16 protein-coding genes are annotated in these 24936 nt (G+C 63.2%); 13 read left to right on the top strand and 3 right to left on the bottom strand.

Annotated elements, in window-relative coordinates; genetic code table 11:
* Positions 1-16 precede the first annotated feature (16 nt).
* From tssE to FPJ27_RS01955, 3 genes are read right to left on the bottom strand one after another with little or no spacing between them, the layout of a single operon-like run.
* On the bottom strand, positions 17-574 hold the full coding sequence (gene tssE / locus FPJ27_RS01965; protein ID WP_204421218.1) for a type VI secretion system baseplate subunit TssE: 558 nt from the start codon (positions 572-574) through the stop codon (positions 17-19).
* Positions 567-1418, bottom strand: a complete 852-nt coding sequence (locus FPJ27_RS01960) for a type VI secretion system accessory protein TagJ (RefSeq protein WP_204421247.1) — start codon at positions 1416-1418, stop codon at positions 567-569. Before FPJ27_RS01960 ends, tssE begins: the two co-directional genes overlap by 8 nt.
* Positions 1418-2077, bottom strand: a complete 660-nt coding sequence (locus FPJ27_RS01955) for a TagK domain-containing protein (RefSeq protein ID WP_204421217.1) — start codon at positions 2075-2077, stop codon at positions 1418-1420. The genes FPJ27_RS01960 and FPJ27_RS01955 overlap by 1 nt, the downstream gene beginning before the upstream one ends.
* 547 nt (positions 2078-2624) lie before the next feature.
* Between FPJ27_RS01955 and tssH the strand changes: the two genes are divergently transcribed.
* The 13 genes from tssH to FPJ27_RS01890 all read left to right on the top strand — a co-directional run bounded on the left by tssH (position 2625) and on the right by FPJ27_RS01890 (position 24767).
* A complete protein-coding gene (tssH, locus tag FPJ27_RS01950; protein ID WP_204421216.1) occupies positions 2625-5306 on the top strand; it encodes a type VI secretion system ATPase TssH in 2682 nt (893 codons plus the stop codon).
* Between the two features lie 39 nt (positions 5307-5345).
* Positions 5346-5888, top strand: coding sequence for a type VI secretion system contractile sheath small subunit (tssB, locus tag FPJ27_RS01945; protein WP_204421215.1), 543 nt, complete (start codon positions 5346-5348; stop codon positions 5886-5888).
* A gap of 27 nt (positions 5889-5915) precedes the next feature.
* Positions 5916-7409 (top strand): type VI secretion system contractile sheath large subunit, encoded by a 1494-nt coding sequence (tssC, locus tag FPJ27_RS01940; protein ID WP_204421214.1) that lies wholly within the window; start codon positions 5916-5918, stop codon positions 7407-7409.
* Between the two features lie 87 nt (positions 7410-7496).
* Positions 7497-7982, top strand: a complete 486-nt coding sequence (locus FPJ27_RS01935) for an Hcp family type VI secretion system effector (protein WP_204421213.1) — start codon at positions 7497-7499, stop codon at positions 7980-7982.
* 80 nt (positions 7983-8062) lie between these two features.
* Positions 8063-8566 (top strand): type VI secretion system lipoprotein TssJ, encoded by a 504-nt coding sequence (gene tssJ, locus FPJ27_RS01930; protein WP_204421212.1) that lies wholly within the window; start codon positions 8063-8065, stop codon positions 8564-8566.
* A 31-nt stretch (positions 8567-8597) separates the two neighbouring features.
* Positions 8598-9944, top strand: coding sequence for a type VI secretion system baseplate subunit TssK (gene tssK / locus FPJ27_RS01925; RefSeq protein ID WP_204421211.1), 1347 nt, complete (start codon positions 8598-8600; stop codon positions 9942-9944).
* A gap of 51 nt (positions 9945-9995) precedes the next feature.
* Positions 9996-11258 (top strand): type VI secretion system protein TssL, long form, encoded by a 1263-nt coding sequence (gene tssL, locus FPJ27_RS01920; protein WP_204421210.1) that lies wholly within the window; start codon positions 9996-9998, stop codon positions 11256-11258.
* A gap of 25 nt (positions 11259-11283) precedes the next feature.
* Positions 11284-15348, top strand: coding sequence for a type VI secretion system membrane subunit TssM (gene tssM / locus FPJ27_RS01915; RefSeq protein ID WP_204421209.1), 4065 nt, complete (start codon positions 11284-11286; stop codon positions 15346-15348).
* An 18-nt stretch (positions 15349-15366) separates the two neighbouring features.
* Complete coding sequence (gene icmH, locus FPJ27_RS01910) at positions 15367-16632, top strand: type IVB secretion system protein IcmH/DotU (RefSeq protein WP_204421208.1); 1266 nt, start codon at positions 15367-15369, stop codon at positions 16630-16632.
* A gap of 39 nt (positions 16633-16671) precedes the next feature.
* A complete protein-coding gene (locus FPJ27_RS01905; RefSeq protein WP_204421207.1) occupies positions 16672-16923 on the top strand; it encodes a PAAR domain-containing protein in 252 nt (83 codons plus the stop codon).
* A gap of 19 nt (positions 16924-16942) precedes the next feature.
* Positions 16943-19678, top strand: a complete 2736-nt coding sequence (gene tssI / locus FPJ27_RS01900; RefSeq protein ID WP_204421206.1) for a type VI secretion system Vgr family protein — start codon at positions 16943-16945, stop codon at positions 19676-19678.
* Between the two features lie 47 nt (positions 19679-19725).
* Positions 19726-24375: an RHS repeat-associated core domain-containing protein gene (locus tag FPJ27_RS01895; protein ID WP_204421205.1), complete on the top strand. Its 4650-nt coding sequence runs from the start codon at positions 19726-19728 to the stop codon at positions 24373-24375.
* Positions 24372-24767 (top strand): immunity 50 family protein, encoded by a 396-nt coding sequence (locus FPJ27_RS01890; protein WP_204421204.1) that lies wholly within the window; start codon positions 24372-24374, stop codon positions 24765-24767. Before FPJ27_RS01895 ends, FPJ27_RS01890 begins: the two co-directional genes overlap by 4 nt.
* The last annotated feature ends 169 nt before the right edge of the window (positions 24768-24936 follow it).

Raw genomic sequence — 24936 nt, 5'->3', positions numbered from 1 at the left:
TTGTGCCGCGCCGCGCTCAGCTGGTGCGCATGCCGGTGATTCGAATCTCGCTCGTTTCGAGATCCAGCGAGCTTTGCACCATGAATTCGAGCGGATACGGATCCATGTGAATCAGCCCGCGAACTTCGAATGCGAGGACGTTGTGATGTTCGCCGGCGGCGTCATTGCCGGGGCGAGGGGACACCACAAGGGAATCAGGAATCAACCGTGGCTCGAAATCCGTGATGGCCTGCCGGATCATGCGCTCGACGTCGTTCCACTGGCGCGACGCGATAAAGGCTCCCGCGAGCGGCGGCACGCCAAAGTTCACGGTCGAGGCCGCCGCATGCGGATGGCGTGCGCGATCGATCTGGTCCTCGATGCTCGTCGTGTTGAGCAGATAGGCGAGGTCTCGCTGCACAATGTCCCGCATCTGTTTGCGCGTGACCGTGTATTCCTCTGGCGCTTCGACCTGCCGATGCGGTGCGTCGTCGCGCAGCCGGTCGAGCAGGGTGGGCATCAGGTGCGCGTTGACCCGCCGAGGTGTCCGGACCGCGATCGCATCCATCGTCGAGAGCTTTTTGCGCTCAGTCATCGACGCGCTCGCCAATGGTCGCGCCGTCAGCAATACGCGAGCCGAACTCGGTGTTCGCCAGCTCGAACAGACTGAAGTCGCCTTGATCCGTTGTCCAGGTCTTTTGCCCAAGTGCAGTGATGCCGGTTCGCCCGTTCTCCAGCCAGACCGTTTCGCGCCCAAGGCGCATGGCGTCGTCCCCCGTTTCGGAACCCGGATACCGTGCCGGCATGAAGCCGTGGACGAGCGCGCCGTCGACGAGCGTGAGCGTACAGGGTGCCCACACCAAGTCGACAAGCTTTGCCGGTGGCGACACGCGCCATGCTGCGAGATCGCTGAACGGTACCCATCGGTAGTGTCCGGCGGTGATGACTTCGCAGACGGGACCGAAACCGGAATCGCTATCGACAATCCAGGCGGCCTTTCCTTGAGGAATCCTGACCGAGACGCGCGGTGCGGCGTCGAGCGCGGTCTCGCGCGCGTCGTCGGCTAGTTCAATCTGTCCGCCGGTATTCAAGTGGAGCGCATTCAGTAACCCATCGACCCACGCTGGCGGCTCGAGCACAAAGCCCGGGCGCTCGCTTCCCTCGACTACGAGCTTTCGCCAGCGCTCGGCCCGGATCAAGTCGCGATAAACCTGCGCGGTTGACGCCTGGCCGGGCTCGAGCTTCGCCCACGTCTGCAATTGCTGGATCGCGCGCGCCCACTCACCGATGACGCACAACAGCTGAAACAGCGCCCAACGATGGGAGGCGGTGGTCGGCTGAGCCCGCAGGCGTGCCGAGACGCGCTCGATTTGCTCGCAGAGGGGAGCGTCACCCAAACGATGGGTGTAGGGCGTGTCGGAGGCGGTGAGCCGGGTCATCATTCGTCCTTGCGTGAGGGGGCGGATAGCGGACTGTCCACGGTCAGCGCGTGGTGTTCGCGCCGGGTGAGCGCGGGCGGTAGAGCTGGCCCACGCCGTGCGGCCGCTGCTTGATATTCGGGCGGGGCAAAGAGCCGCAGGATTTCCGGAATGGGTTCATCGTCGAGCGCGGTCTCGGCGTGCCCATCCAGTCGCTCGAACACGTCCTCTAGCGTGCGATTGCCAAACAGCAACGTTTCGATCGAATCGGAACCTCCGAGGTTGCCATGCGCGTGAAGGACGTCATGCGGGTCCGGGCTGGCGGTATGCGCGGCGGGTTCATCTGCCATATGCGCCCACTCGGTGCTGACCGCCGCATGGGGATCGGTCAGCGCGCGCCAATATTGGGCGTGCAATGTCTCAACCAGGGCGTCGGGACTGTCAGCGGCGGCAGTGGGCGCGCGAGCCGAAGTGCGCATATGCGCCGAGGCACTGTCGATGCCCCCGATGCCGAGTTGTTCAAGTACGTCGTCGCTGGTGCGCAGATCTCCGCCCATTTCGTCTGCCGCAAGGCCGGAGTCGATCACGTCGGGACTGTGCGAGGCCAGCCCGTCGCCAAGCACGGGCTCGGTCTGCGAGAGGTTCGGTTGACGGCGCCAGGGTAGGCGAAGGGAGCGCATCTTGGTGTCCGATGACGAGAGTTCCGCATTTTAAACACGAGTGCCGGTGGCTCGTCCATCGCGGCATCGATAATCCAGATGTCGAGTGGGGTGGTAAGCGGTTTTAAGGGTTGGTAAATAAATGTCAGAGACTGTCAATTGTTAAGATGGAGGTTGTTGAAAATCAACGTGTTACGAAAATATGTGAAAATGTTTAAACATATAATTCTAAAATTATCTCGAAAAACAAAGACTTGGATTATCTCCAATCTCATCATGACTCGTCGGCGTGGCCCGGCTAGGCGTGCGGGATTGCGATTTAGGCAGGAAGGAGAGTGAGCGGATTGGCCGCGATTCTTTCTTAATGCTACTGATGTCGAGAATGCGTTGACGCCGTTTCGATTTCATGCGGATAATGCAGCACTGATCCGAGTAGGCCGTTTGACTCGGATCGGAGAGAGAGCGATATGTCGAGTGTTTTCGGTTCCATCAGGTAAGGCTTCTGCATAGTAGTCCTGATAGGTCTGACGGGGTGCTCGGGGCATCGTAGCCAACAAAAAAGACCATCATGACCATTTCACGGCAAGCACTGTTCGGTAAGCTCGGGGTCCAGCTTTACCGTGGCATCGAATCCGCAACGAACTTCTGCAAGTTGCGCGGAAACCCGTTCGTTGAGCTCATCCACTGGCTGCACCAGCTACTGCAGCAGCCGGATGGCGACCTCCACCGGATCGTGCGCCACGCGGGCATCGACCGGGATGCGCTTGAGCGCGATTTCGCGCGGGCACTGGCCGCATTGCCCGCCGGCGCAAGCTCGATCAGCGATTTTTCATGGCATATCGAAACGGCGATCGAGCGCGCTTGGGTGCTTGCGACGCTCGAATACGATGACCGCCGTGTGCGCGGCGGGTGGTTGATTGCGGCCCTCGTGTCCACACCCGACCTGCGGCGTGTGCTGCTTTCCATCTCTCCCGCGTTCGGCAAGATCCCGGTCGACGCGCTTGACGGCGTGCTGCCTGCGTGGATCGCCGGCTCACAGGAAGCGGCCGACGCGCCTTACGACCATAGCGATTTGTCGCCCGCCACGCCGGGTGAGGCGTCTGGTGCGATGCCGGGCGCGCAAAAAAACGGATCACTCGAGCAGTACTGCACGGATCTGACGGCGCGCGCTCGAGCGGGCGAGATCGATCCGGTCATCGGCCGCGAACTCGAGATCCGCACGATGATCGATGTGCTGCTGCGCCGCCGGCAGAACAATCCGCTGCTGACCGGTGAGGCGGGTGTTGGCAAGACGGCAGTGGTAGAGGGCCTTGCCCGGGCGATCGCGTCGGGCAACGTGCCGCCGAACCTCGCTGACGTGCGCCTGCTGAGCCTCGACGTTGGTGCGCTGCTCGCCGGCGCCAGCATGAAGGGGGAATTCGAGGCCCGCTTGAAGGGGCTGCTCGAAGCGGCTGCCAAGTCGCCATTGCCGGTGATCCTGTTCATAGACGAGATTCACACGCTGATCGGTGCGGGTGGTCAGGCCGGCACGGGCGACGCCGCCAACCTGCTGAAGCCGGCCTTGGCGCGCGGCACGATCCGCACGATCGGCGCGACCACATGGGCCGAGTACAAGCGGCATATCGAGAAAGACCCCGCATTAACCCGGCGCTTTCAGGTACTGCAGGTCGCGGAGCCGTCCGAGGCCGCCGCCATCGATATGGTCCGGGGGCTCGTGCAAACGTTTTCGACGCATCACGGTGTGTTGGTACGTGATGAGGCGATCCGCGGCGCCGTGACGTTGTCGCATCGCTACATTCCGGCGCGCCAGTTGCCGGACAAGGCGATCAGCCTGCTCGATACCGCCTGCGCGCGGGTGGCGCTGTCGCAACACGCGACCCCGCGCGAGCTCGACGACGTGCGTCAGCGGCTCGCTGCCGCGCGGACTGAAGAGGCGCTGCTCGTGCAGGAGGCACGTATCGGTCTCGAGGCTGACACAGCGTTGGCCAGCGTACGCGTGCGTATCGACACGCTGGCGACGGACGAGGCCGCGGTCGAAATGCGTTGGCGTGAGCAAGCCACGGCCGCGCAAGCGCTGCTTGCCGCGCGTGAGGGAACTGCGGGAGAGCCCGACGATTTACCGATGCGACTTGAGCGGCTCCGCGAGCTTGAGCGCACGCTGGCTAACCTGCAGGGCGATGCGCCGCTCGTGTTTCCGGAGGTCGACGAGGCGATCGTGGCAGAGATCGTGTCGGATTGGACCGGCATTCCCGTCGGTCGCATGGTCACGGACGAGGTCGCGGCCGTGCGCCGGCTGCCCGAAACGCTGGAAGCCCGTGTGATCGGCCAGCCCGATGCGCTGCGCTTGATCGGCGAGCGCGTGCAGACCGCGCGTGCCGGCCTGACCGACCCGAAGAAGCCGCTCGGCGTGTTTCTGCTCGCCGGGCCGTCCGGCGTCGGCAAGACCGAAACGGCGCTGGCGCTCGCGGAGGCGTTGTACGGCGGCGAGCAAAACCTGATCACGATCAACATGAGTGAGTATCAGGAAGCCCACACCGTATCGGGCCTGAAGGGCGCTCCGCCGGGATACGTCGGTTACGGCGAGGGCGGGGTGCTGACCGAAGCCGTGCGCCGCCGTCCGTACTCGGTCGTCCTTCTCGACGAGGTTGAGAAGGCCCATCGCGACGTCCATGAAATGTTCTTCCAGGTGTTCGACAAGGGCTACATGGAAGACGGCGACGGTCGCCACATCGATTTCCGCAACACCACCATCCTGCTGACCAGCAATGTCGGCTCCGACCTGACTGCGAGCCTGTGCGCCGATCCGGCGCTCGCGCCGGATATGGACGGGTTGCGGGTCGCACTTGCGCCCGAACTGCTCAAAGCCTTTCCGGCGGCCTTTCTCGGTCGGGTGGCCGTGGTGCCATACCGGCCGCTGGCCGACGATGGGCTCGCCCGCATTGTCCGATTGCATCTGGGCCGCGTCGTGAAGCGCATGGCCGACAGCCACGATATCGCGTTGACCTTCGATGACACGGTGGTCGACTACATCGTCGGCCGCTGTCTCGTACAGGAGACCGGTGCACGCGTTCTGATCGGGTTTATCGAGCAACACATCCTGCCGCGCCTGTCTGCCCTTTGGCTCGACGCCTTCACGTCGAAGGCTGCGATCGCGCGCATTTCGATCGGTGTTGCCGATCCCGCTGCAGCTCCGCTGCGGGCGCTGACGTTCGATGCATTGCCTATCCATTTGGACGCGTCGTTCAGTTGAGCGCCCAGTCCACTTCCCACCGTCCAGGAGAGCCTGTCCATGTCCGCTTCCAGCAGTTCGCAGAAATTCATCGCGCGCAATCGTGCGCCGCGCGTGCAAATCGAGTACGACGTCGAGGTCTACGGGTCGGAGAAGAAGGTTGAGCTGCCGTTCGTGATGGGCGTGCTCGCCGACCTGTCCGGCAAGCATCCGTCCGAGCCGCTGCCGGCCGTGACGGATCGACGATTCTTGGAAATCGATATCGATAATTTCGATGAGCGCATGAAGGCCATCCGACCGCGCGTCGCGTTCGCGGTGCCGAACACCCTGACGGGCGAAGGCCAGATGATGGTCGACATGACCTTCGAGAGCATGGAGGACTTCTCGCCTGCCGCGATCGCACGCAAGGTCGAGCCGCTGCGCCAACTGCTCGAGGCGCGCACGCAACTCGCGAACCTGCAGACCTACATGGACGGCAAGTCGGGCGCCGAAGCGCTCGTTACGCAATTGCTGCAGGATCCGGCGCTGCTCAAGTCGCTGGCCGCGGCGCCGAAGCCCGAGCGTCACGACGACGGTGCAGCCGACCACAGCGAAGCGAACTGACCGACGAACCGATCGAGGAAGACCATCATGGCGAAACAGCAAGCACAGGCCGCCCAGGCGCAGGTGGCCACCCAGTCCGATTTTACGCAACTGCTCGAGAAGGAATTCCGTCCGAAGACCGAGCAGGCACGTGAAGCAGTTGAATTTGCGGTTCAGACGCTCGCGGAACAGGCGCTGAGCCAGTCGATCACGATCAGTGACGATGCGTACAAGAGCATTGCGGCCATCATCGCGCAGATCGATCACAAGCTCTCCGAGCAGATCAATCTGATTCTGCATCACGAGGACTACCAGGCGCTGGAGTCGGCATGGCGCGGTCTGAACCATCTTGTCTCGAACACGGAGACCGATGAGCACCTGAAGATCCGTGTTCTGGACGTCTCGAAGACCGAACTGCATCGCACGATGCGCCGGTACAAGGGGCTGGCGTGGGATCAAAGCCCGCTCTTCAAGCAGATCTACGAGCAAGAGTACGGCCAGCTTGGCGGCGAACCGTACGGGTGTCTTGTCGCCGACTACTATTTCGACCATACGCCGCCCGATGTCGACCTGCTGGGCTCGATCGCGAAGGTCGCCGCGGCGTCGCATACGCCGTTCATCACGGGTGCGGCGCCGTCCGTGCTGCAGATGGAGTCGTGGCAGGAGTTGGCGAACCCGCGCGACCTGACGAAGATCTTCACGCAGAACCTCGAATATGCCGCGTGGAATTCGCTGCGTAACACCGAGGATGCGCGTTACGTCGGTCTCGCGATGCCGCGGTTCCTCGCGCGTCTGCCCTATGGGGCGAAGACCAATCCGGTTGACGAGTTCGATTTCGAAGAAGACACGAACGGCGCGAACCATAGCCGCTACGGTTGGGCGAACGCAGCGTACGCGATGGGCGTCAACATCAACCGCTCGTTCAAGCAGTACGGCTGGTGCTCGTTGATCCGCGGCGTCGAGTCCGGCGGCACGGTCGAGAACCTGCCGTGTCATACGTTCCCGACCGACGACGGCGGCGTCGACATGAAGTGCCCGACCGAGATCGCCATCTCGGATCGCCGTGAGGCCGAACTGTCGAAGAACGGTTTCATTCCGCTCGTGCATCGCAAGAACACCGACCACGCAACCTTCATTGGTGCGCAGTCGCTGCAAAAGCCGGCCGAGTATCACGACGCGGATGCGACCGCCAACGCGAACCTCTCCGCCCGTCTGCCATACCTGTTCGCGTGCTCGCGTTTCGCGCACTACCTGAAGTGCATCGTGCGCGACAAGATCGGCGCGTTCAAGGAACGTGAGGATATGCAGCGCTGGCTCAACGAATGGGTCATGCACTACGTCGATGCCGATCCCGTCAACTCGTCGCAGGACACCAAGGCCCGCAGGCCGCTTGCAGCTGCCGAGGTGCTCGTCGAGGATGTCGAAGGCAATCCGGGCTACTACCAGGCGAAATTCTTCCTGCGTCCGCACTTTCAGCTCGAAGGGCTGACGGTTTCGCTGCGGCTTGTGACCAAGCTGCCTTCGATCAAGGAAGCGGCTTAATTCTGAAGGTTGGCCCTCTTTGGCCGGACGTTAAACCATCTTCTCTCGTGGTGTCCGGCCTTTTTTACTCACTGAAGGAGCATTGGCATGGCACAAGACATTTTCCTGAAGATCGATGGCATCAATGGCGAATCGCTCGACGACAAGCACAAGGACGAAATCGAAGTCCTGAGCTGGGACTGGGAAATCCTGCAGGAGTCGACGATGCACGCCGGCAGCGGCGGCGGCGCAGGCAAGGCGACGGTCAAGGATCTGACGTTCGAGCACAACATCGATCGCGCGAGCCCGAACCTGATGAAGTACGCGCTGACGGGCAAGCATATCGACCAGGCCACGCTCGTGATGCGCAAGGCCGGCGGCAACCCGCTCGAGTACCTGAAGCTCACGATGAGCGACGTGATCGTCACGCGCGTGAAGCCGTCGGGCAGCAAGCTGGACGCCGAAAAGAGCCGCGAGACGGTGTCGCTGTCGTTCGCGAAGGTGAAACAGGAGTATGTCGTGCAGAACGCGCAGGGCGGCAGCGGCGGTGCCGTCACGGCCAGCTTCGACATCAAGGGCAACAAGGAAGCGTAAGCAGGCGTCACGCTGCGCGTCGGCACAATTGTCTTGCCGCACGCGCAGCGCCTGCCTGCGTATCTCAAGGTGAATTCTGCATGCGTTCGATTCTGACTGCCGCCTCGCTCGCCAGCTTAACGATTCTCTCGGCCTGCGCGAGCGGCGAGCCGAAGCCCAAGGAACCGATCCGGCTTGAGCTGACCGTCAACGCCCGGGCCGACGTCAACCCGGATGATCGCGGCCGGGCAGCGCCGATAGTCGTACGCCTCTATGAGCTGAAGAACGATAACGCCTTCAAGGCAGCAGATTTCTTTACGTTGCAGACGCAGGACAAGACGGTGCTGGCCGACGATGTCGTCAAGCGTGACGAGCTGCAGTTGCGCCCCGGCGAGCACCAAACGATTGTGCGGCGACCCGCGGCGGACACGACCGCCATTGGCGTGATTGCGGCGTATCGCGACCTGCCGAATTCCGTCTGGCGGACGGTCTACACGATGCCTGCGTCGCCCGATAAGGCGTGGTACCGCATCTCCACGCCGAAGCTGAAACTCACTATCGATCTTGAGGCCAAGGCCGTCACGATCGAGGAAGCCAAGAAATGAATCACGTCGCTCAACGAAACGGACGATACGCATGAGCTGGTACGCCAAGGTCGCCTGGCAGGAAGGGCTGTTTTTCCGTCCGCAACTGTTCCAGCAACAGGATCGCTACTTCGAGAAGTACGCGCACATGCGTGCGGCGCCGCTGTCGCCGTTCTTCTTTGGCTTTGCACACTACGCGCTCGACGTGGAGTCGCTGGCGCTGGGTAAAGTGATCGTTAAGTCCGCCGCTGGCGTGTTCGCCGACGGCTCGCCGTTCGATGCGCCGGGCAACACGCCGTTGCCGCCGCCGCTGACGATCCGGCCGGAGCATCTCGATCAGGTGATCTATCTGGCGGTGCCGGTCCGTCTGCCGAACTGCGAGGAGACGACGTTCGAGAACACGCCGGATTCGCTGGCGCGCTACCTCGTGTTCGATACCGAGTTGCGAGACACGAATTCGATCGGCCTTGCGCCCGAGCCGGTGCAACTGTCGAACCTGCGCTTGCGCCTGATGCCCGAGAAAGAGCTCGGCGATGCGTGGATCGGCCTTGCGCTCACGCGCGTGAAGACCATTCGCGCGGACGACAGCATCGAGCTCGACGACACGCTTGTTCCTCCGGTGTCGGGCTATGGTGCGAGCGGCTTGCTGACCAGCTGGGTCACGAAGATTCACGATCTCGCACGCCTGCGCGCGAATGCGCTCGCGCAACGGCTGGCGGGCACCGACGACACCACGGCGAGCGCCGCGACGGTCACCGACTACCTGCTGCTGCAGATCCTGAACCGGTATGAGCCGCTGCTGCAGCACATGCTGCGCGTGCCGACCACGTCGCCGGCCGACGTCTATGCGCTTTTGATCGGCATGGCAGGCGAGCTGTCGACCCATCTGCGTACGGATACGCGGCGGCCGCTCGACACGCATCCGCCTTATCAGCACACGACGCCGCACCTTTGCCTGAAGCCGATTGTCGACGATACGCATCGACTGCTCAACGCCGTGCTGGTGCGCAGCGCGCAAAGCATTGCACTCGAAGACCGCGGCCACGGCATGCGAAACGCCGTGGTCGATCCGGTCGACATGCAGGGGTTTACCGCCGTCGTGCTGGCCGTGCATGCGGCCATGCCGCCGGACGTACTGCAGCAGCAATTCCTTGCGCAAGCGAAAGCGGGGCCATCCGACAAGCTGCCGAGCCTCGTGCGCAGTCACCTTCCGGGCATTGGCCTGCAGGCGCTACCGGTGCCGCCGCGGCAGATCCCGTTCAATGCGGGCTATATCTATTACGAACTGACTCAGGGCGGACCGCTCTGGGATGAAGTCGTACGCCACGGCGGGCTCGCGTTGCACGTGGCGGGCGATTTCCCGTCGATCAAGCTCGAACTGTGGGGCGTGCGTGCGTAAGCACGAAACGGCAACCATGAATTCACGAAACGCGATCCGCTACGTCTGTCCATGAGCAATTCATCTACCGGTACCGGTGTGTCCGAGGAACGAACAGCGCCTGCATCCGCGCTCCAGCAGTCCGCTTCTTCGAGCGGGACCGTCGTCCCATTTCGGGAGCGGCTCATTGCGGTCGAGCAGGCGTCCAATCCTTTGCGGGAAGCGGCACGGCCGCTCCTGCGCGCGCTCGCGGACATGCCGGACCGTCTCGCCCCCGAGGAGACCTTCGCGCTTCGAGACCTTCTCGAACAGGAGGTGCGCACCTTTCAGAAGCTGTGCGAGCAGGCGAACATTCGCCGCGACCACACGATCGGCGCGCGCTACTGCCTGTGCACGGCGCTCGATGAGGCGGCGACTCAGACCGCATGGGGGAAGGGGGGATCGTCCGGGATCGAATGGATCAGCAACGGCCTCGCCACCACGTTCCATGAGGACCGTCAGGGGGGCGAGAAGGTCTATCTGCTGATCGGCCGACTGCTAGCCGAACCGCGCGAGCATCGCGACTTGCTGGAAGTCATCTACGAGATTCTCAGCTTGGGCTTTGAGGGGCGCTATCGACACGAGGCGAACGGAAAGCGCAAGCACGATGCGATTCGCCAACGGCTCTACAACGAGATCACCTCGCAACGCGGGATCGCACCCACGGCGCTTTCGCCTCACTGGCAGTCGGATGTGAAAGGCAGGCGGATGTCTTTCTATGATTTTCCGGTCTGGATCACCGTCACGTTGCTGTCGGTGATTCTGCTGGGTCTGTTCGGCTGGTTCAAATACGAACTCATGAGCCGCAGTGCCGCCGTGGAAAAGCAGATTGCCGATATCGGCCGGATGACGCCCCCACCCGCACCGCCGCAATTGCATTTGAAGCAGCTGCTCAAGGACGAAATCGCGGCCGGCACTGTCAGCGTCGACGAGGATGCACGTCACAGCGCAGTAACGTTCCGGGGCGATGCAATGTTCCCGCCCGGCGGCGTCACGATCAAGAGTGCGATGGCGCCGCTCATCGCGAAGATCGCGGGAGAAATCGTGAAGGTGCCGGGCAAGGTCACCGTCCTGGGGTATACGGACAACCTGCCGATCCGTAGCCGCCAGTTTCCGTCAAATGAAGCGCTGTCGGAGGAGCGGGCGACGCAGGTGCTGCAGATGCTGCAAGCAGCCGGTGTGCCGGCCAACCGTCTTGAAGCCGTCGGCAAGGGCGATGCCGATCCGATTGGCGATAACCGCACCGCCCAGGGCCGCGCGCAGAACCGGCGCGTCGAGATTGTCGTCGCGCAATAGGCCAGATCCGCTTCCGGAATAGACCATGAAGAAGTTTTTGTCATTTCTCGCATCGCGCCAGTTTCTCGCGTTTCTCGCGCTGATCGTTGTCGCGCTGGTGATCTGGTTCGTCGGACCGTTTTTCGCATTCGGTGGACTCAAGCCGCTAGCCGGTGCCGGCATGCGCGTGCTGCTGATTGCCCTGGTGCTCGTGGGCATGTTGCTCTGGCTCGGGGGCTGGTCGACGAGCATCGTGTTCGTCGCGCTGTTGTGTCTGCTGATCTGGTATGCGGCACCCTTGCTGTCGTTTGGCCACACTTCGCCGTTCGAACCGGTGTCGGCTCGGGTCGGCGCGATTGCGCTGGTGGTAGTGGTGTTCGCCCTGTTCTGGATGTTTCGGCTTTGGCAGAAGATGCGCGAGGACGATGCATTCCTGAAAAAAGTGCTGCGATTCGGCGGCAAGACGGAGGAATCCCCCGCTGCGCCGCGTCTGAAAAAGGTCGAAGCAATCGTCGCGAGCGCACTGGCGCGGCTGAAGTCGATGCGCACGGGTGCGCGAGGACCGGGCAAGTTGTTCCAGGGCAAGCGCTACCTGTACGAATTGCCGTGGTACATCACACTCGGTTCGCGAGGGACAGGCAAGACGAGCGCGCTGCTCAACGGTGGCTTGGCGTTTCCGATTGCCGAGCAAATGCAGCGGGCGGCCGGGACTTCGGCGGGTGACGCCGCGGCCGTGGACTGGTGGCTGACCAACGATGCGGTTCTGATCGACACGGCCGGCTATTACACGCGCCATGGCACCTCGACGGCAAAGGAAGGTGAAGGGCTGGCCCCACTCTCGGACCGACCAACAATGGCCGCATCGGGTGAGGGTAAGGCAGGCAGCGAGGCAACGACGGCCGATGCGTCCGGCGACACCCAGCCGGCGGCCGTCGCCAAGTCGAGCGCCAACATTGTGCCGATTCGTGCCGATTCGACTGAGCAACGCGAGGCGTTGGATCGCGCGGAATGGCTGGGTTTCCTCGGCATGCTGCGCCGCCACCGCCCCCGTGCCCCCATCAATGGCGCGCTGCTGGCGGTCGATCTTGAGTCGCTGGTCGGAGCCGACGAGCAGAAACGCCTCGCGGAGGCGTCGGCGCTGCGTGCGCGACTGGGCGAACTGCGCAGTGAGCTCGGCATCCGTTTCCCGGTCTACGTGCTCATCACGAAAATGGACCGGCTGACGGGGTTTGCCGAGTATTTCAGCGGCCTGACGGCCGAGAGCCGCGCGCAAGCGTGGGGTTTCACGTTGCCGTACGGCAAGGAAACGGTTGCGAAGGAAGGCTTGCGCGCGCGTTGCCGTGATGAGCTGATGCAGATGGCGGGCCGGCTGTCCGGCATGATTCACACGCGCCTGCAGGATGAGGACGAGACGCACAAGCGGCGGCAGCTCGCCGCGTTGCCGGAGGAGTTCACCGCCCTGGTCGGACCACTCGTCGACCTGATCGACCGTGTGTTTCTCGATTCCCGTTACGACGATACCCAGCTTCATTCGACGCTGCGCGGCGTCTATTTCACGAGCGCGCAGCAAGGCGGCGGCCCGGTCGTTGCCGAGCGCGACACGGTCGTGCAACGCCTTGCGCCGAAGCAAGGGCAGGCAGGTGCCGCCGCAGACAATGAGGGCAACCGGAGCTTCTTCCTGCACGACGTCCTGACCCGGGTCGTGTTTCCGGAATCGCATCTCGTCAGTCCCAACTTGCGCTGGGAATACCGTTATCGGCTGCTGCGTCTGGTTGGCCATGCGCTCGCCTTGCTGCTGTTCGTCTGGCTCGCACTCGGACTGCGCGTGAGCTTTGGCAACAACAGCGACTATCTCGATGTCATCGGCCGCAAGGTCCAGGCATTGGCGGCCCGCGTGACACAGCTGTACAAGGAGCCCAAGCCGGAGGCCGTGCCCGACACGCTGACCGACGCGCGCTATTTGCCGACCTTTCCGAATCTCGACCTGTCCGATCCCGGTAGTGCATGGCGTTATGGCCTCTATACGCCACCGAACATCGTGACGGAGAGCGGCCACACCTACGATGCGCTGGAGGATAACCTGCTGGTGCCGCAGATCGTCCGCCGGATCGAAAACGTGATTTCCGGGGCGATCGCCAGCAAGGATCCGAAGGCCGCTTACGATGCGCTGCGCGTGTACTTGATGCTTTACGACAAGGCGAAATTCAATGCCAACGACGTGAAGACATGGGTGCTCGACGACTGGGCGAAAAACGACAGCGCAGCGATTTTTGGCGGTCGCGCGTCGATGATCGATCACGTGCAGCAGCTCTTTTCGGGCGACCGTGTTGTGAAATCGCCCCTCATCCGTAACGATGCACTGATCCAGCAGGCACGGGCTTTTCTCGACGGCAGCAACGCGACGGATCGCCTCTATCAGCGCGCGAAGGCCGCGATGCTGAAGGAGGCACCGGACGAGTTCACATTGCTGCGTGCGGTCGGGCCGCAGGCCGGTACCGTGTTCACGCGGGCGAGCGGCCAGCCGCTCTCGCGCGGCGTGCCGGGCCTCTTCTCGTTCGATGGTTACCGGAACCTGTTCGACAAGCGCCTTCCTGAGTTCATCCAGATCGCGCGCGACGATGATGCATGGGTGATGGGTCGCTCGTATCTGGACGAGGCTCAAAAAAAAACGGCTGAGATTGTGAGCACGGTAACCGGTGCGGATGATGCACTGACGGACGCGGTCCGCCGCGAGTATCTGATGGAGTACGCGCAACAATGGGACGCGTTTCTCAACGATATCCGGACGGTGAGCGGCACGAGCCTCGCGTTCAACCTTCAGGTGCTGCGCAGCTTCGCGGCACCCGACTCGCCGCTCGGCCGACTTGCCCGCGCGGCCGTGCATGAAACGACGCTGACGGCACCGGTTACCGGATCGGACGGGTCTTTTTTCCAGAAGGCAGCCGACCAGCTCAACCAGAAGGCCGACAAGGCGCCTGGCATCCGCGCGTCGGAGCGTGTCGAGCGCGAGCTCGTCGACAACCATTTCGCCGCACTGCGCGAGGTCGTGACGGGCAATGCCGATTCTCAGGCCGGCTCCCAAGCGGTGGCCGCCCAGGCCGGAAAGACCGGTCTCGACGGCGTGACGAACTTGTTGAACGACTACTACACGGCGCTCACGGTCTCCGACAACGCTTTGTCGAATAACAGCATGCCGCCGGCGAGTGACACGGCCGCGAAGCTCAAGATGACGGCCAACACGATGCCGGCGCCGTTCCGTGCGGTGCTGCTGCAGCTTGCCGCGGACGGTTCGCACGAGGTCAATCAGGGAATCGGTCAGCTACTGTCGCGCCAGATGCAGGCAGTCGTCGGCGACACATGCCGGCTCACCATCGAAGGAAACTATCCGTTCTCGCCCGACAGCAAGCGCGATGTCAGCATCGACGACTTCACCCGCGTGTTCGCGCAGGGTGGCGTGATCGATGACTTCTTCGCGAAGACGTTGGCGCCGTTCGTCGATACCTCGGCGAAGCCGTGGCGCTACAAGACCCTGTCGGGCGCAACGGAACCTGTTCAGGGGCCGGATCTTGAGCCGTTCGAGCATGCGAAAGCGATCCGCGATGTCTTCTTCAACGACCCGGGCCATAAACAGCTGACGTGGAAGGCCGATATCCGCATTCCCGAACTGGATCCGACGATCACCAGCCTGTCGCTCGACATCGATGGGCAAACGACCCTCTATCAGCACGGTCCGGTTGCGCCGTTTGCGATGACGTGGCCCGGGCCGCGTGGTGGCGTTCATACGGAAATCACCGCCAATCCTCGCATCCGTCCCGATACGTCGACGAGCGCGGCCGATGGGCCATGGGCGCTGATGCGCTTGCTCCAGAAGGGGCAGGTGATTGAAACCGCCACGCCCGGCCGTACCCGCGTCGCCTTTGATTTTGATGGGCGCAAGGCAGTGCTCGACATTGCGAGTACCGGAAGCGTGGCGAACCCGTTGACGAGCGATGTGCTGAAGACCTTCCGCTGTCCGAGTTCGATGCCGGTGTTCAACCTGTCGGATAGCGGTCCGCCCCCTGGGCTGCCGCGCGGTACGACGCCGGCGAGCCCTGCAAATGTCACTCAATAACGGCGAGGGACAGGCACGGTGACGATTTCGACAGTCGACTCGCGAAACTACGCCGGCGCTCTGGTGTCGCCGCCGCTCAGCGCGCGACTCAAGGCGTCGGTGCAATCGGTCAATCCGTTGCTTGAATCTGCGCGCGTCTTGCTGCTCGCGCTGGCGGATACGCCAGCCGCACTGGAACCCGACGCCGTCTTGCAGCGGCGCAAATGGCTCGAGCAGGAACTGCGGATGTTTTTGCGGGTTTGTCGTGAGCTGCAGTTGCCGTCGGACCAGGTTGTGCGGGCGAGCTACTGCCTGAGCGCCGCGCTTGACGAGGCCGCGATGCAAACCCGCTGGGGCAGAGGCGAGGGGACCGGCGCCGAGTGGCAGGCCAGCAGCCTCGCCGTGGCGATGGGCCATGATCGACAAGGCGGCGATCGCGTCTTCCATGTGATCGACGAGGTGCTGAACGACCCGCGCGGTCAACTCGACCTGCTTGAACTGTTCCAGAACGTCCTCGATCTTGGCTTTCGTGGGCGATACCGCTTTGAGCGCGATGGTGCGCGACGTCTGCTGAACATTCGCGAGCGCGTGCACGGCGTGGCGATGGCAGGAGAACAACGCACGGAACCTGTCGACGCGCCAAATGCAACGGTGGATCGCATTGCCCCCGAACATCGAGGCGGCCAGTCGGTCGCATTGTCGCGACGGGTGGTCGATCCATGGGTACGCCCGGCTCGCGCGCGTCGGTCACGCTGGTGGATTGTCGTCGGTGCCGCGGTAGCGCTGCTGGTGGGTGCGGGAGGCTACGCCGCAGTCAGCGAATGGTTGCACACGGAGCCATCTACGCAGGCGCCGTTATCGATCGATCGGTTGCGGGAGGTGTTGCGCGAGCAACTGCGCGACGAAATCGCCGCCGGGAATGCCGAGCTGATCCAGGACCAGAAGGCCAACGCGCTGACGCTCAGATTCAACGGAATGTACGCGCCAGGCGATGTGACGGCGGCCCCGTGGTGGGCATCCATGATGGCATCGGTCGGACGGGCCATCGCGGCCTCGCCGTCCACGATGCACGTACTCGTCACCGGATACACCGACAACCTGCCGGCGAGATCCGCCCATCAGGGTTCGAATTACGCGCTGTCCAAAGCCCGTGCCGAGCAGGTCGCGCAGATTCTCGCGGCGGCCGGTGTGCCGAAGGACCGCATCAGCGTGGTTGGGCAGAGCGATGCCGATCCGCTGGCCGATAACGTGTCGAAGGAAGGGCGGTCGAGAAACCGTCGCGTCGAAGTGACCGTGTCGAATTGATGCATGTAACTGAATCACCTATTTACACCGGAGCTGGATATGCAGGATGCGCAAGGAAGAAACATGGTGCGTCTGGGCGACGCGACCGATCACGGCGGCAAGGTCGTCGAGGCGACTGACGAGTTGAAGCATCACGGCATCTCTGTCGCGCTGGACCAGCACGGGGTGATGTGTCCGAAATGTGGCGGCATTTTTCCGTTGCTGGCGACGGGCCCGCGCACGCATCGAGGTCGTCTTGTCGGCTACATCGGCGACAAAACGGGCTGTGGCGCGACCGTGATCGGTTCGTGACCGAGGGAGACGCCGCATCATGGTGACATTCGCCCAAGCCCGCACGCTGTCGATTTCGGGCGCGGCGCTGCCCACTTACTCGACCGGAGGGCTGCCGGTGTTCGCGCCGGTGCGGCTGCAGGGCAGCGAGGCGATCGGTCGCCTCGAGGCTTGCCGCTACCTCGTCACGCTGCGTACCGACGACGCGTTCGCGTTCTCGCCGAGCGTCACCGCCAATCTCGACCTGGACAAACTCGTCGGCACCGAGGTGACGGTGTCGATCCAGCTCGAAGGCAAGGGCCAGTTCGTCCCCGGCCTCGCCGGCAACGCGGGGCTCGGCAACATCGGCGCGGGCACGCGCGAGATCACGGGGCTGGTGACCGCGGCGCGCGTGGCCGGCGAGGACCGGCACTCGATCCTGTACGAGCTCGAGCTGCGCCCGTGGCTGTACCGCGCGACGCTCACGCAGGACTGCCGGATCTTCCAGGACATGAGCGTGGTGGAGATCACCGACGCGGTGCTCGCGAAGTATCCGTACCCGGTGGACAAGCGCCTGGCCGGCGCGTTCCGCGGCATCTACCCGAAGCGCGACGTGCAGCGTCAGGCGTTCGAGACCGACTGGGCGTTCCTACAGCGGCTGTGGGAGGAATGGGGCATCTGGTGGTGGTTCGAGCATGAGAGCGGCCATCAGCGCCTCGTGCTGTGCGACACGACGGGCGGCCACCACCCGCACGGCGCGGCGTACGAGACGGTGCGCTACCTGTCGCCGGACGGCAAGCGGATCGACGAGGAGCACATCCACGCGCTGTCGGTGACGAGCCGGCTCACGTCGGGCAGCGTGACGGTGGTGGACTACGACTACACGCGGCCGCGCGCGAACCTGACGGTCACCGAGGAGAATCCGCGCAAGACGGCGAGCGCGGACGGCGCGGTCTACGACTGGGGCGACTACAGCCAGCCGCTGGCGGGCGCGCAAGGGGTGGCAGGGCAACCGAACGACACCGAGCAGGAGTCCCGGCACCTGGCGCGCGTGCAGCTGGAGGCGCGGCGCGGCGCGGGCCTGCGCGCGAACGGCCGCGGCAACCTGCGCGGGCTGACGGTGGGCCGCACGTTCGCGCTGACGGGTTACCCGCAGCAGGCGGCCAACCGGGAATACGTAGTGCTGTCGTCGGCGCTCGACATCGAGGAGGTCGGCGACCGCACGGGTGCGGGATTGGCGTACCGCTGCGAAGCACAGTTCGAGCTGCTGCCGGCGAACGAGCCGTTCCGGCTCGAGCGCAGCGTGGCGAAGCCGGTGCTGAGCGGTCCCGAGAAGGCGATCGTGGTGGGCCCGGCCGGTCAGGAGGTCTGGACCGACAAATATGGCCGCGTGAAGGTGCAGTTCGGCTGGGACCGGCAGGGCAAGCTCGACGAGCATTCCGGGATCTGGTTGCGGGTGGTGTCGCCGTGGCAGGGCGCGGACATGGGGGCGACGTTCCTGCCGCGCATCGGCCACGAAGTGGCGGTGATGCACTACTACGGCGACCCGGACCTGCCGGTGATCACGGGCAGCCCGGTGAACGAGTTCCGTCAGCCGACGCTGGAGCTGCCGGCGAACCAGGCGGTGGCGGTGCTGCGCGGCCGGGAGTTCCAGGGCACGGCGTCCGGGCACGTGGCGATCGACGATACGCAGGGGCAGATCCAGACGCAGATTGCGAGCGACGCGGGCAGCTCGCTGCTGGCGCTGGGGAACATCCGTCGGATCGTGAAGAAGACGGGCCGGGCGGACGCGCGCGGCAAGGGCTTCGACCTGCGCACCGACGACTGGGGCGTGGTGCGGGCGCTGCGGGGGCTGTTCGTGTCGACGGACGGCCAGCCGAACGGCGCGGGCCAGGCGAAGGAAGCGAAGGCGGCGGTGGGCCGGCTGACGCGGGCGCGGGAGCTGCAGGAGAGCCTGTCGGGGCTGGCGCAGCAGCACGAGGCGCAGCAGCGGGACGCGGACCAAAGCGAGGTGGCGAAGGCGATCAAGGCGCGCAACGACGCGATCCGGGGCGACGCGCCGGCGGGCGAGAACGACTTCCCGGAGCTGAAGGAAGCGGATCTGGTGCTGGCGAGCGCGGCGGGCGTGAGCGTGGCGGCCGAGCGCAACTTGCACGTGGCGAGCAATGAGGACGTCGCGGTGACGAGCGGGCGGCACGTGGGGCTCGCGGTGGGGCATTCGCTGTTCGCGAGCGTGTCGAATGCGTTCTCGCTGTTCGTGCACAAGGCGGGGATGAAGTTGATAGCGGCTACGGGCAAGGTGCGCATCGAGGCGCAGACCGACGGCATCGACGTGAAAGCGAAGCAGTCGGTTGGTGTGATGAGCACCACGGACAGCATTGAGTTCCACGCTGCCAAGGAGATCGTGCTGCACGCGGGTAGCACGGAGGTACGCATCAGCGACCAGGGCTACACGGTGCACACCGCGGGCGAGCATACGATTCACGCGGGTAGCCATCAGACGGACGGGCCACAGGGACAAGGTGGGGGATTTCCGCCGTTCCCCAAATCCGGACCCGGCCAGTTGGAAGTACTGCGCCACTACGTAACGGATGCGCCGGTCGACAAGAACACCATTGTTGTGAAAGATAGCCTCGGCGCGGTGCACAAGGGAACGCTCGATGCATCCGGCCGCGCGATTGTGAGCGGGTTGGCGCCCGGCGCGGTCAGCGTGCAATACGGGCACGACCCGCACGATTCCTGGGTCACGAGTAGCTACCTGAAACAGTCCGGGTGGCAACCGGCAGGTGCCGCCTGACACGAATCGGCCAGTCCCTCTATCCATTCCACAGTCCGAACAAGAACATGGCTGACAAACAGCAGTCCCTTCCGTCCGTCGACGCGGCGATCGTGCCGCTCAATCAGGTTCACATCGCCGATCTCGAGGCCGGGGCATCGCATTTCGACAACTGGCTGCGAACGGCGAGCGGCGGCTACGTGACGCTCGAGCGCATCAAGGAGGTGTCGGCCGCGATGCCCGTTTTGGGGAACATCATTGCTGCGGTCGACGTGTGCGGCGATGTCTCGAAGCTGATCGAGCATCGGAACGTTCAGCCCCGATCCGAAGCCGAAAAGATCGACCGGGTGCTCGATTGGGCGAACCTGGCGATCAATCTGATCGGGGTGCTGCCGATTCCACCCGGGACAGCTGCGGCTCGCATGTCGTTGCGCCCGACGCTCGGTTTGGTGCGCCAGGCTGTCAAGGCCGGTGAAAAGGATCTCGCCACTGCGGCGGTTGCCGTGATCGCTGGGCATTTCACGGCCACCCTGATGGGTGAATTGAAGCCGTTTGTCGAGCAGGCAAAGGCGAGGCTGACCGAGCTACTGAAGGAAGCGGGGAGCGAGGCCGAGAAGCGTCTGCATCAGTTGGCCGACGGGCTGGATGCATTGGCCTCTGGGCGCTTGACCGATCCGAATGCAAATCTCGCGGCGGCACGCCAGAAAGCATCGCGCGTTTCAGCGAGTTCGCTGATCCACGACCCGACCAGAACGCTCGGAGACCTGTTCGGCGCCGTGTGGGAAGTATACAAGGCGGGCGCGAAGGCAGAGGTGAATTTCGTCGTTTCGCTGACCCCCGATGAGGCAAGGTCGACCGTGCGGCATCTTGCCGCCGATATTCGTGCCAGCATTCCGGACGTCAAGAAGCGGATCCAGAGTCTGTCCAGCGAAGATGTTGGTACGGTGATGTACATGCTGAACATCTTGATTCGCGCGATTCAGGTGTACGAAGACAAGAAGCATCATCTTGCCGCGACGGTCGACAGCAATAAGAGAAACCAGGCGAAGCGTAAGGAAGGTGGCGAGCAGGTTACCAATGTCGGCAAGGAGGCCAAGGTCCAGAAGCCTGGGCCCGGTTGTCTTTGCGGGGTCCAGCCGCCGGCGCGCGTGGGCGGATCGATCGGCCTGGGGCTGGGAGACGAGTCGTTCACGCATACGGATTTTGTATTGCCCGGCGTCATTCCGGTTGAATGGGCGCGGACGTATCGCTCGAACTTCGATGCGCATGACGAGCAGGGGCCGCTTGGACCGCGATGGACGACGCCGTATCACGTCGCATTCGAGGCGAAGGGCGACGGGTTCGTGTTTCACGACGCGTCCGGAAGAAGTCTCACCTATCCGGCGCTGCAATTGGGCCAACCGCATCGCGATCCAATCGAGTCTTGCACACTCACGCGTGAATCGGACGATCGCATTCGGCTCGTGCGCGGCGAAACGCTGACCGAGACTTACGAGCGGCACGGAACGCGTTTCGTGCTCTCGAAGATCGAGGACCGCTCCGGCAACGAGGTGACGCTGGCGTGGGTGGAAGGCTTGCTTGCACGGATCGAGGTGGCAGACATCGTCGCGGCGGTGACGCACGACAACGTCGGCCGCATCATGCGCGTCGCGTTGGTCGACAAGACCGGGGCGGCGATCCGAACGCTTGCGTGGTATCGCTATGACGAGTCAGGCGATCTGGTGGAGGCAAACGACGAGAATGCGGCGTCGTGGAGTTACGCGTACGAGCATCACCTCGTGACGCGGTACACCGACCGCACTGGACGTGGAATGAATTTGGAGTGGGACGGGACGCACCTGGACGCGAAGGCGATTCACGAATGGGCTGACGACGGCACATTCGACACCCGTCTGACCTGGCACGATCAACTGCGCTTGACCTTCGTGACCGACGCGCTTGGCAATACGACCCAGCAGTACTACGACATCGACGGCTATGTGTACCGGATCGTCTATCCGGACCACACCGAAGAGTGGTTCATGCGTAACGCGGACAAAAACGTGACGCGACACGTGTTCCCTGACGGAACCGAGGAATCGTTCACGTGGGACGAGGCAGGCCAGATGACTTCGCACACGCAGCGTGACGGACGCATCGCGTATTACGTGTACGACCGGCACGGCAATTTGACGGGGTTGCAGGATCCGGAAGGTCATCGCTGGGAGCGGTACTACGACAGCAAGGGCCGCGTGACCGAGGCGCTTGACCCGCTCGGGCGCGTAACGAAGTATGAATACGATCGTGCCGGACTGCCGGTCGCGATCACTGATCCGAAGGGCGGCACGACGAAGATCGCATGGAGGACCGACGGACAGGTCGCGAGCTACACCGACTGTTCGGGCAAGACCGCCACGTGGAAATACGACGACCGCGGTCGGCTTGTTCAGCAGCAGAACGCGGTCGGCGAAATCACGCGCTATGGTTATGAGGCCGGTCAGCTTGCGTGGGTAACTCGGCCAGTGGGTTTGCGCGACACATTTGCGCGCGATGCGGAGGGCCGGCTGCTCGAACACGTGGATGCGCTGAACCGATCGACGCGTTATACCTATACCGCGGCTGGCTTGCTGGCTAAGCGACTGAACGCCCGCGGCGATTCAGTGGAGTATGGCTGGAACCGGCTCGGACAAATCGCGACGCTGCGCAACGAAAACGGACGGGAGTATCGGTTCGGCTACGACACGGCGGGTCGTCTCACCAGCGAAACGGATTTCGACGGACGCGAGACGCGGTATTACCGTGCGGCGGGCAGCGGACTCGTGACGAACCGACTGTACGGCGGCGTTATGCATGCGTTCGAATACGACGCGATGGGTCGGCTTGAATCCCGACGCGGCTGGCCGGCACAGTTCACGGACCGTGGGCAAGTCTTCTTGAATCCGCAAGGTGAGGTCACTGTCGAGAGGGAGTCGTTCAAGTACGACGGTCTCGGTCGGCTGGCGCTCGCGGTCAATGATCAATCGCGCGTGCAGTGCTTCCACGATCCAGTGGGAAATCTGGCGCGCGAGCACATGCTCATGCGGGTCGAAGGAAGCGAATACGAATTCGTGTGGCGGCACGAGTATGACGAAGTCGGGGCGCGAGTTGCGACCATTCGGCCGGATGGTCATCGGTTGGACTGGCTTACCTACGGTTCCGGTCACGTGCATGGCGTCATGCTCGACGGGCGGACAGTTGCAAACTTCGAGCGCGACGACTCACACCGTGAGACGCAGCGCGAGCTCGGTAACGGACTGACGCAAACGACGCATTATGACGAGGCTGGCCGACTCGCGCGGCAACTGCTGCAAGGCACGGGCCGCAAGGTGATGGAACGCCGCTACCAGTATGACGCCGCAGGCCAGCTGACCCAGATCACGGACCTGCGGCGCGGCGAGATGCAGTACGCGTACGATCCGATAGGCCGGCTGACACGCGCGCAATCATCGCTTGGGGTCGAGACGTTCTCGTTCGACCCGGCGAGCAACATCGCCGAGGCGAAGGAGCGCGACGAACACGGCATCGGCGTGTTGGGTGGGGCACGATCCGCACCTCTGCTGGACAATCTGCTGAAGGACTATGCGGGAATCCATTTCGCTTACGATGAAATGGGCAACCTGAAGCAGCGCACGCGAAACGGCGAGCGCACGGACTTCGAGTGGAGCAGCCTTGGCCGGATGGTGTCGGCACGCGATCGGCACATGCACGCGACGTATACGTACGACGCGCTCGGCCGGCGCATTGCGAAGCTGACGGAGCCTCAGGTGCCCTATCTCGCGGGCGCCGGTAGTGGCTGGCGGGATGCGGAACGTCAACGTCTGAAGCAGGAGCGTGGCTACGGTTTCACGTTGTACGGTTGGGACGGTGACACTCTGGCCTATGAGACAGCGTGGGAGAGACGGGAGACGACGCACTACGTGTATGAGCCGGGGAGTTTCACGCCGCTTGCTCAGGCGACGGGGGCGGCGATGCTGCATGATGGCGCCGCCGAAGTCTCCCGGTTAGCGGGCATCGCTTACTACCACTGCGATCAAATCGGCACGCCACAGGAGGTCACTGACGAGACGGGAGAGGTCGCCTGGTCCGCGAGCTACAAGGCGTGGGGCGAGGCAAGGGAGGTGATCAGCGAAGCGGCACGCAAGGCAGGAATCAGCAACCCGCTGCGCTTTGCTGGCCAGTATTTTGATTCCGAGACGGGTCTTCACTACAACCGGCACAGGTACTATGATCCGAGTAGCGGCCGGTTCGTATCGAAAGACCCGATCGGGTTGGCCGGCGGCATCAACGTCTATCAGTACGCGCCTAATCCGGTGCAGTGGATTGACCCGCTCGGTCTTGTTCGCTGCCCTTGCGATCCATGTGATAAGTCTCGCCGGTCAAGCCTGAGAGACATTCGTCGGCAGCTCGGCATCCCGTTGTCGCAGCAGCCGATCAGCCAGAAAATGGTCCCGCTGACAGATTCCAGCGGAAATTGGCTTCTCGGCGAGGACAACAAGCCCGTCATGACGCGGGAGTTGACCTATCAGGTTGGTGGTAAAAATGTGATCATCCAAGACCATTCCGCGGGCCACATATTTGGAGAAGGGGGGATTGGCGATCAACCGTCACACCACAACGTGCGCCCCGAAGAAAACACACGCACAGGAAAGATCCAAGGAATGGATGATCACTATTACTTCGACTGCCGGAACAAGAAATGAGCCTGATACAGCGGATCATGAATCCACAAGCCCTCGCCGCACTTTATGGGAGCGACGCACCGCTTGATGGTGCCGAGATCGTCGAGGTTCAGCTCAAGCGGGACGAGCCTCGACTGTCGGTGAAAATAACGACCACTCAGAAACCATTGTCTCCGCCGAGCCGATGGCCAAAAGATTACGACGTCGTCTATCTGAACTTGTCCTTTATCGGTGTTTGCGACCTCTCGATTGGGGGATGGGGACATGACAACATTGTTGCAACGTTTATATCGACTGTTGCTGATAATGTCGCGTCGATAACGATCAATTGTAACGAAGGCGCGTCGATTGCGTTCAAGTTCGACTGGGTTCGCGTGGAGGGAATCACATACGGAAATCTAGGTAGCGCCTAACGTCTATCAGTACGCACCCAATCCGGTTGAGTGGGTCGATCCTGTTGGCTTGGCGCGCATGCCTGGCGACGCAGGGAGGAAACCGGCATCGAATAAGCCGAACCAGAACGCGAAATGTCCCTGCAGGAAGGAGTGGGAAGTTAATCGCTTTGACCGAATCTGTGAGGCG

This window comes from Burkholderia sp. MS455, from assembly GCF_016899445.1.
Classification (GTDB): Bacteria; Pseudomonadota; Gammaproteobacteria; order Burkholderiales; family Burkholderiaceae; genus Burkholderia; species Burkholderia pyrrocinia_C.
Note: the sequence above shows the minus strand (reverse complement) of the source record. Positions and strands in the feature narration are given on the sequence as shown.

Excerpts from the sequence above, each read along its gene's own strand:
- tssE (WP_204421218.1), bottom strand. The coding sequence starts at position 574 with ATGACTGAGCGCAAAAAGCTCTCGACGATGGATGCGATCGCGGTCCGG.
- FPJ27_RS01960 (WP_204421247.1), bottom strand. The coding sequence starts at position 1,418 with ATGACCCGGCTCACCGCCTCCGACACGCCCTACACCCATCGTTTGGGT.
- FPJ27_RS01955 (WP_204421217.1), bottom strand. The coding sequence starts at position 2,077 with ATGCGCTCCCTTCGCCTACCCTGGCGCCGTCAACCGAACCTCTCGCAG.
- tssH (WP_204421216.1), top strand. The coding sequence starts at position 2,625 with ATGACCATTTCACGGCAAGCACTGTTCGGTAAGCTCGGGGTCCAGCTT.
- tssB (WP_204421215.1), top strand. The coding sequence starts at position 5,346 with ATGTCCGCTTCCAGCAGTTCGCAGAAATTCATCGCGCGCAATCGTGCG.
- tssC (WP_204421214.1), top strand. The coding sequence starts at position 5,916 with ATGGCGAAACAGCAAGCACAGGCCGCCCAGGCGCAGGTGGCCACCCAG.
- FPJ27_RS01935 (WP_204421213.1), top strand. The coding sequence starts at position 7,497 with ATGGCACAAGACATTTTCCTGAAGATCGATGGCATCAATGGCGAATCG.
- tssJ (WP_204421212.1), top strand. The coding sequence starts at position 8,063 with ATGCGTTCGATTCTGACTGCCGCCTCGCTCGCCAGCTTAACGATTCTC.
- tssK (WP_204421211.1), top strand. The coding sequence starts at position 8,598 with ATGAGCTGGTACGCCAAGGTCGCCTGGCAGGAAGGGCTGTTTTTCCGT.
- tssL (WP_204421210.1), top strand. The coding sequence starts at position 9,996 with ATGAGCAATTCATCTACCGGTACCGGTGTGTCCGAGGAACGAACAGCG.
- tssM (WP_204421209.1), top strand. The coding sequence starts at position 11,284 with ATGAAGAAGTTTTTGTCATTTCTCGCATCGCGCCAGTTTCTCGCGTTT.
- FPJ27_RS01905 (WP_204421207.1), top strand. The coding sequence starts at position 16,672 with ATGCAGGATGCGCAAGGAAGAAACATGGTGCGTCTGGGCGACGCGACC.
- tssI (WP_204421206.1), top strand. The coding sequence starts at position 16,943 with ATGGTGACATTCGCCCAAGCCCGCACGCTGTCGATTTCGGGCGCGGCG.
- FPJ27_RS01895 (WP_204421205.1), top strand. The coding sequence starts at position 19,726 with ATGGCTGACAAACAGCAGTCCCTTCCGTCCGTCGACGCGGCGATCGTG.
- FPJ27_RS01890 (WP_204421204.1), top strand. The coding sequence starts at position 24,372 with ATGAGCCTGATACAGCGGATCATGAATCCACAAGCCCTCGCCGCACTT.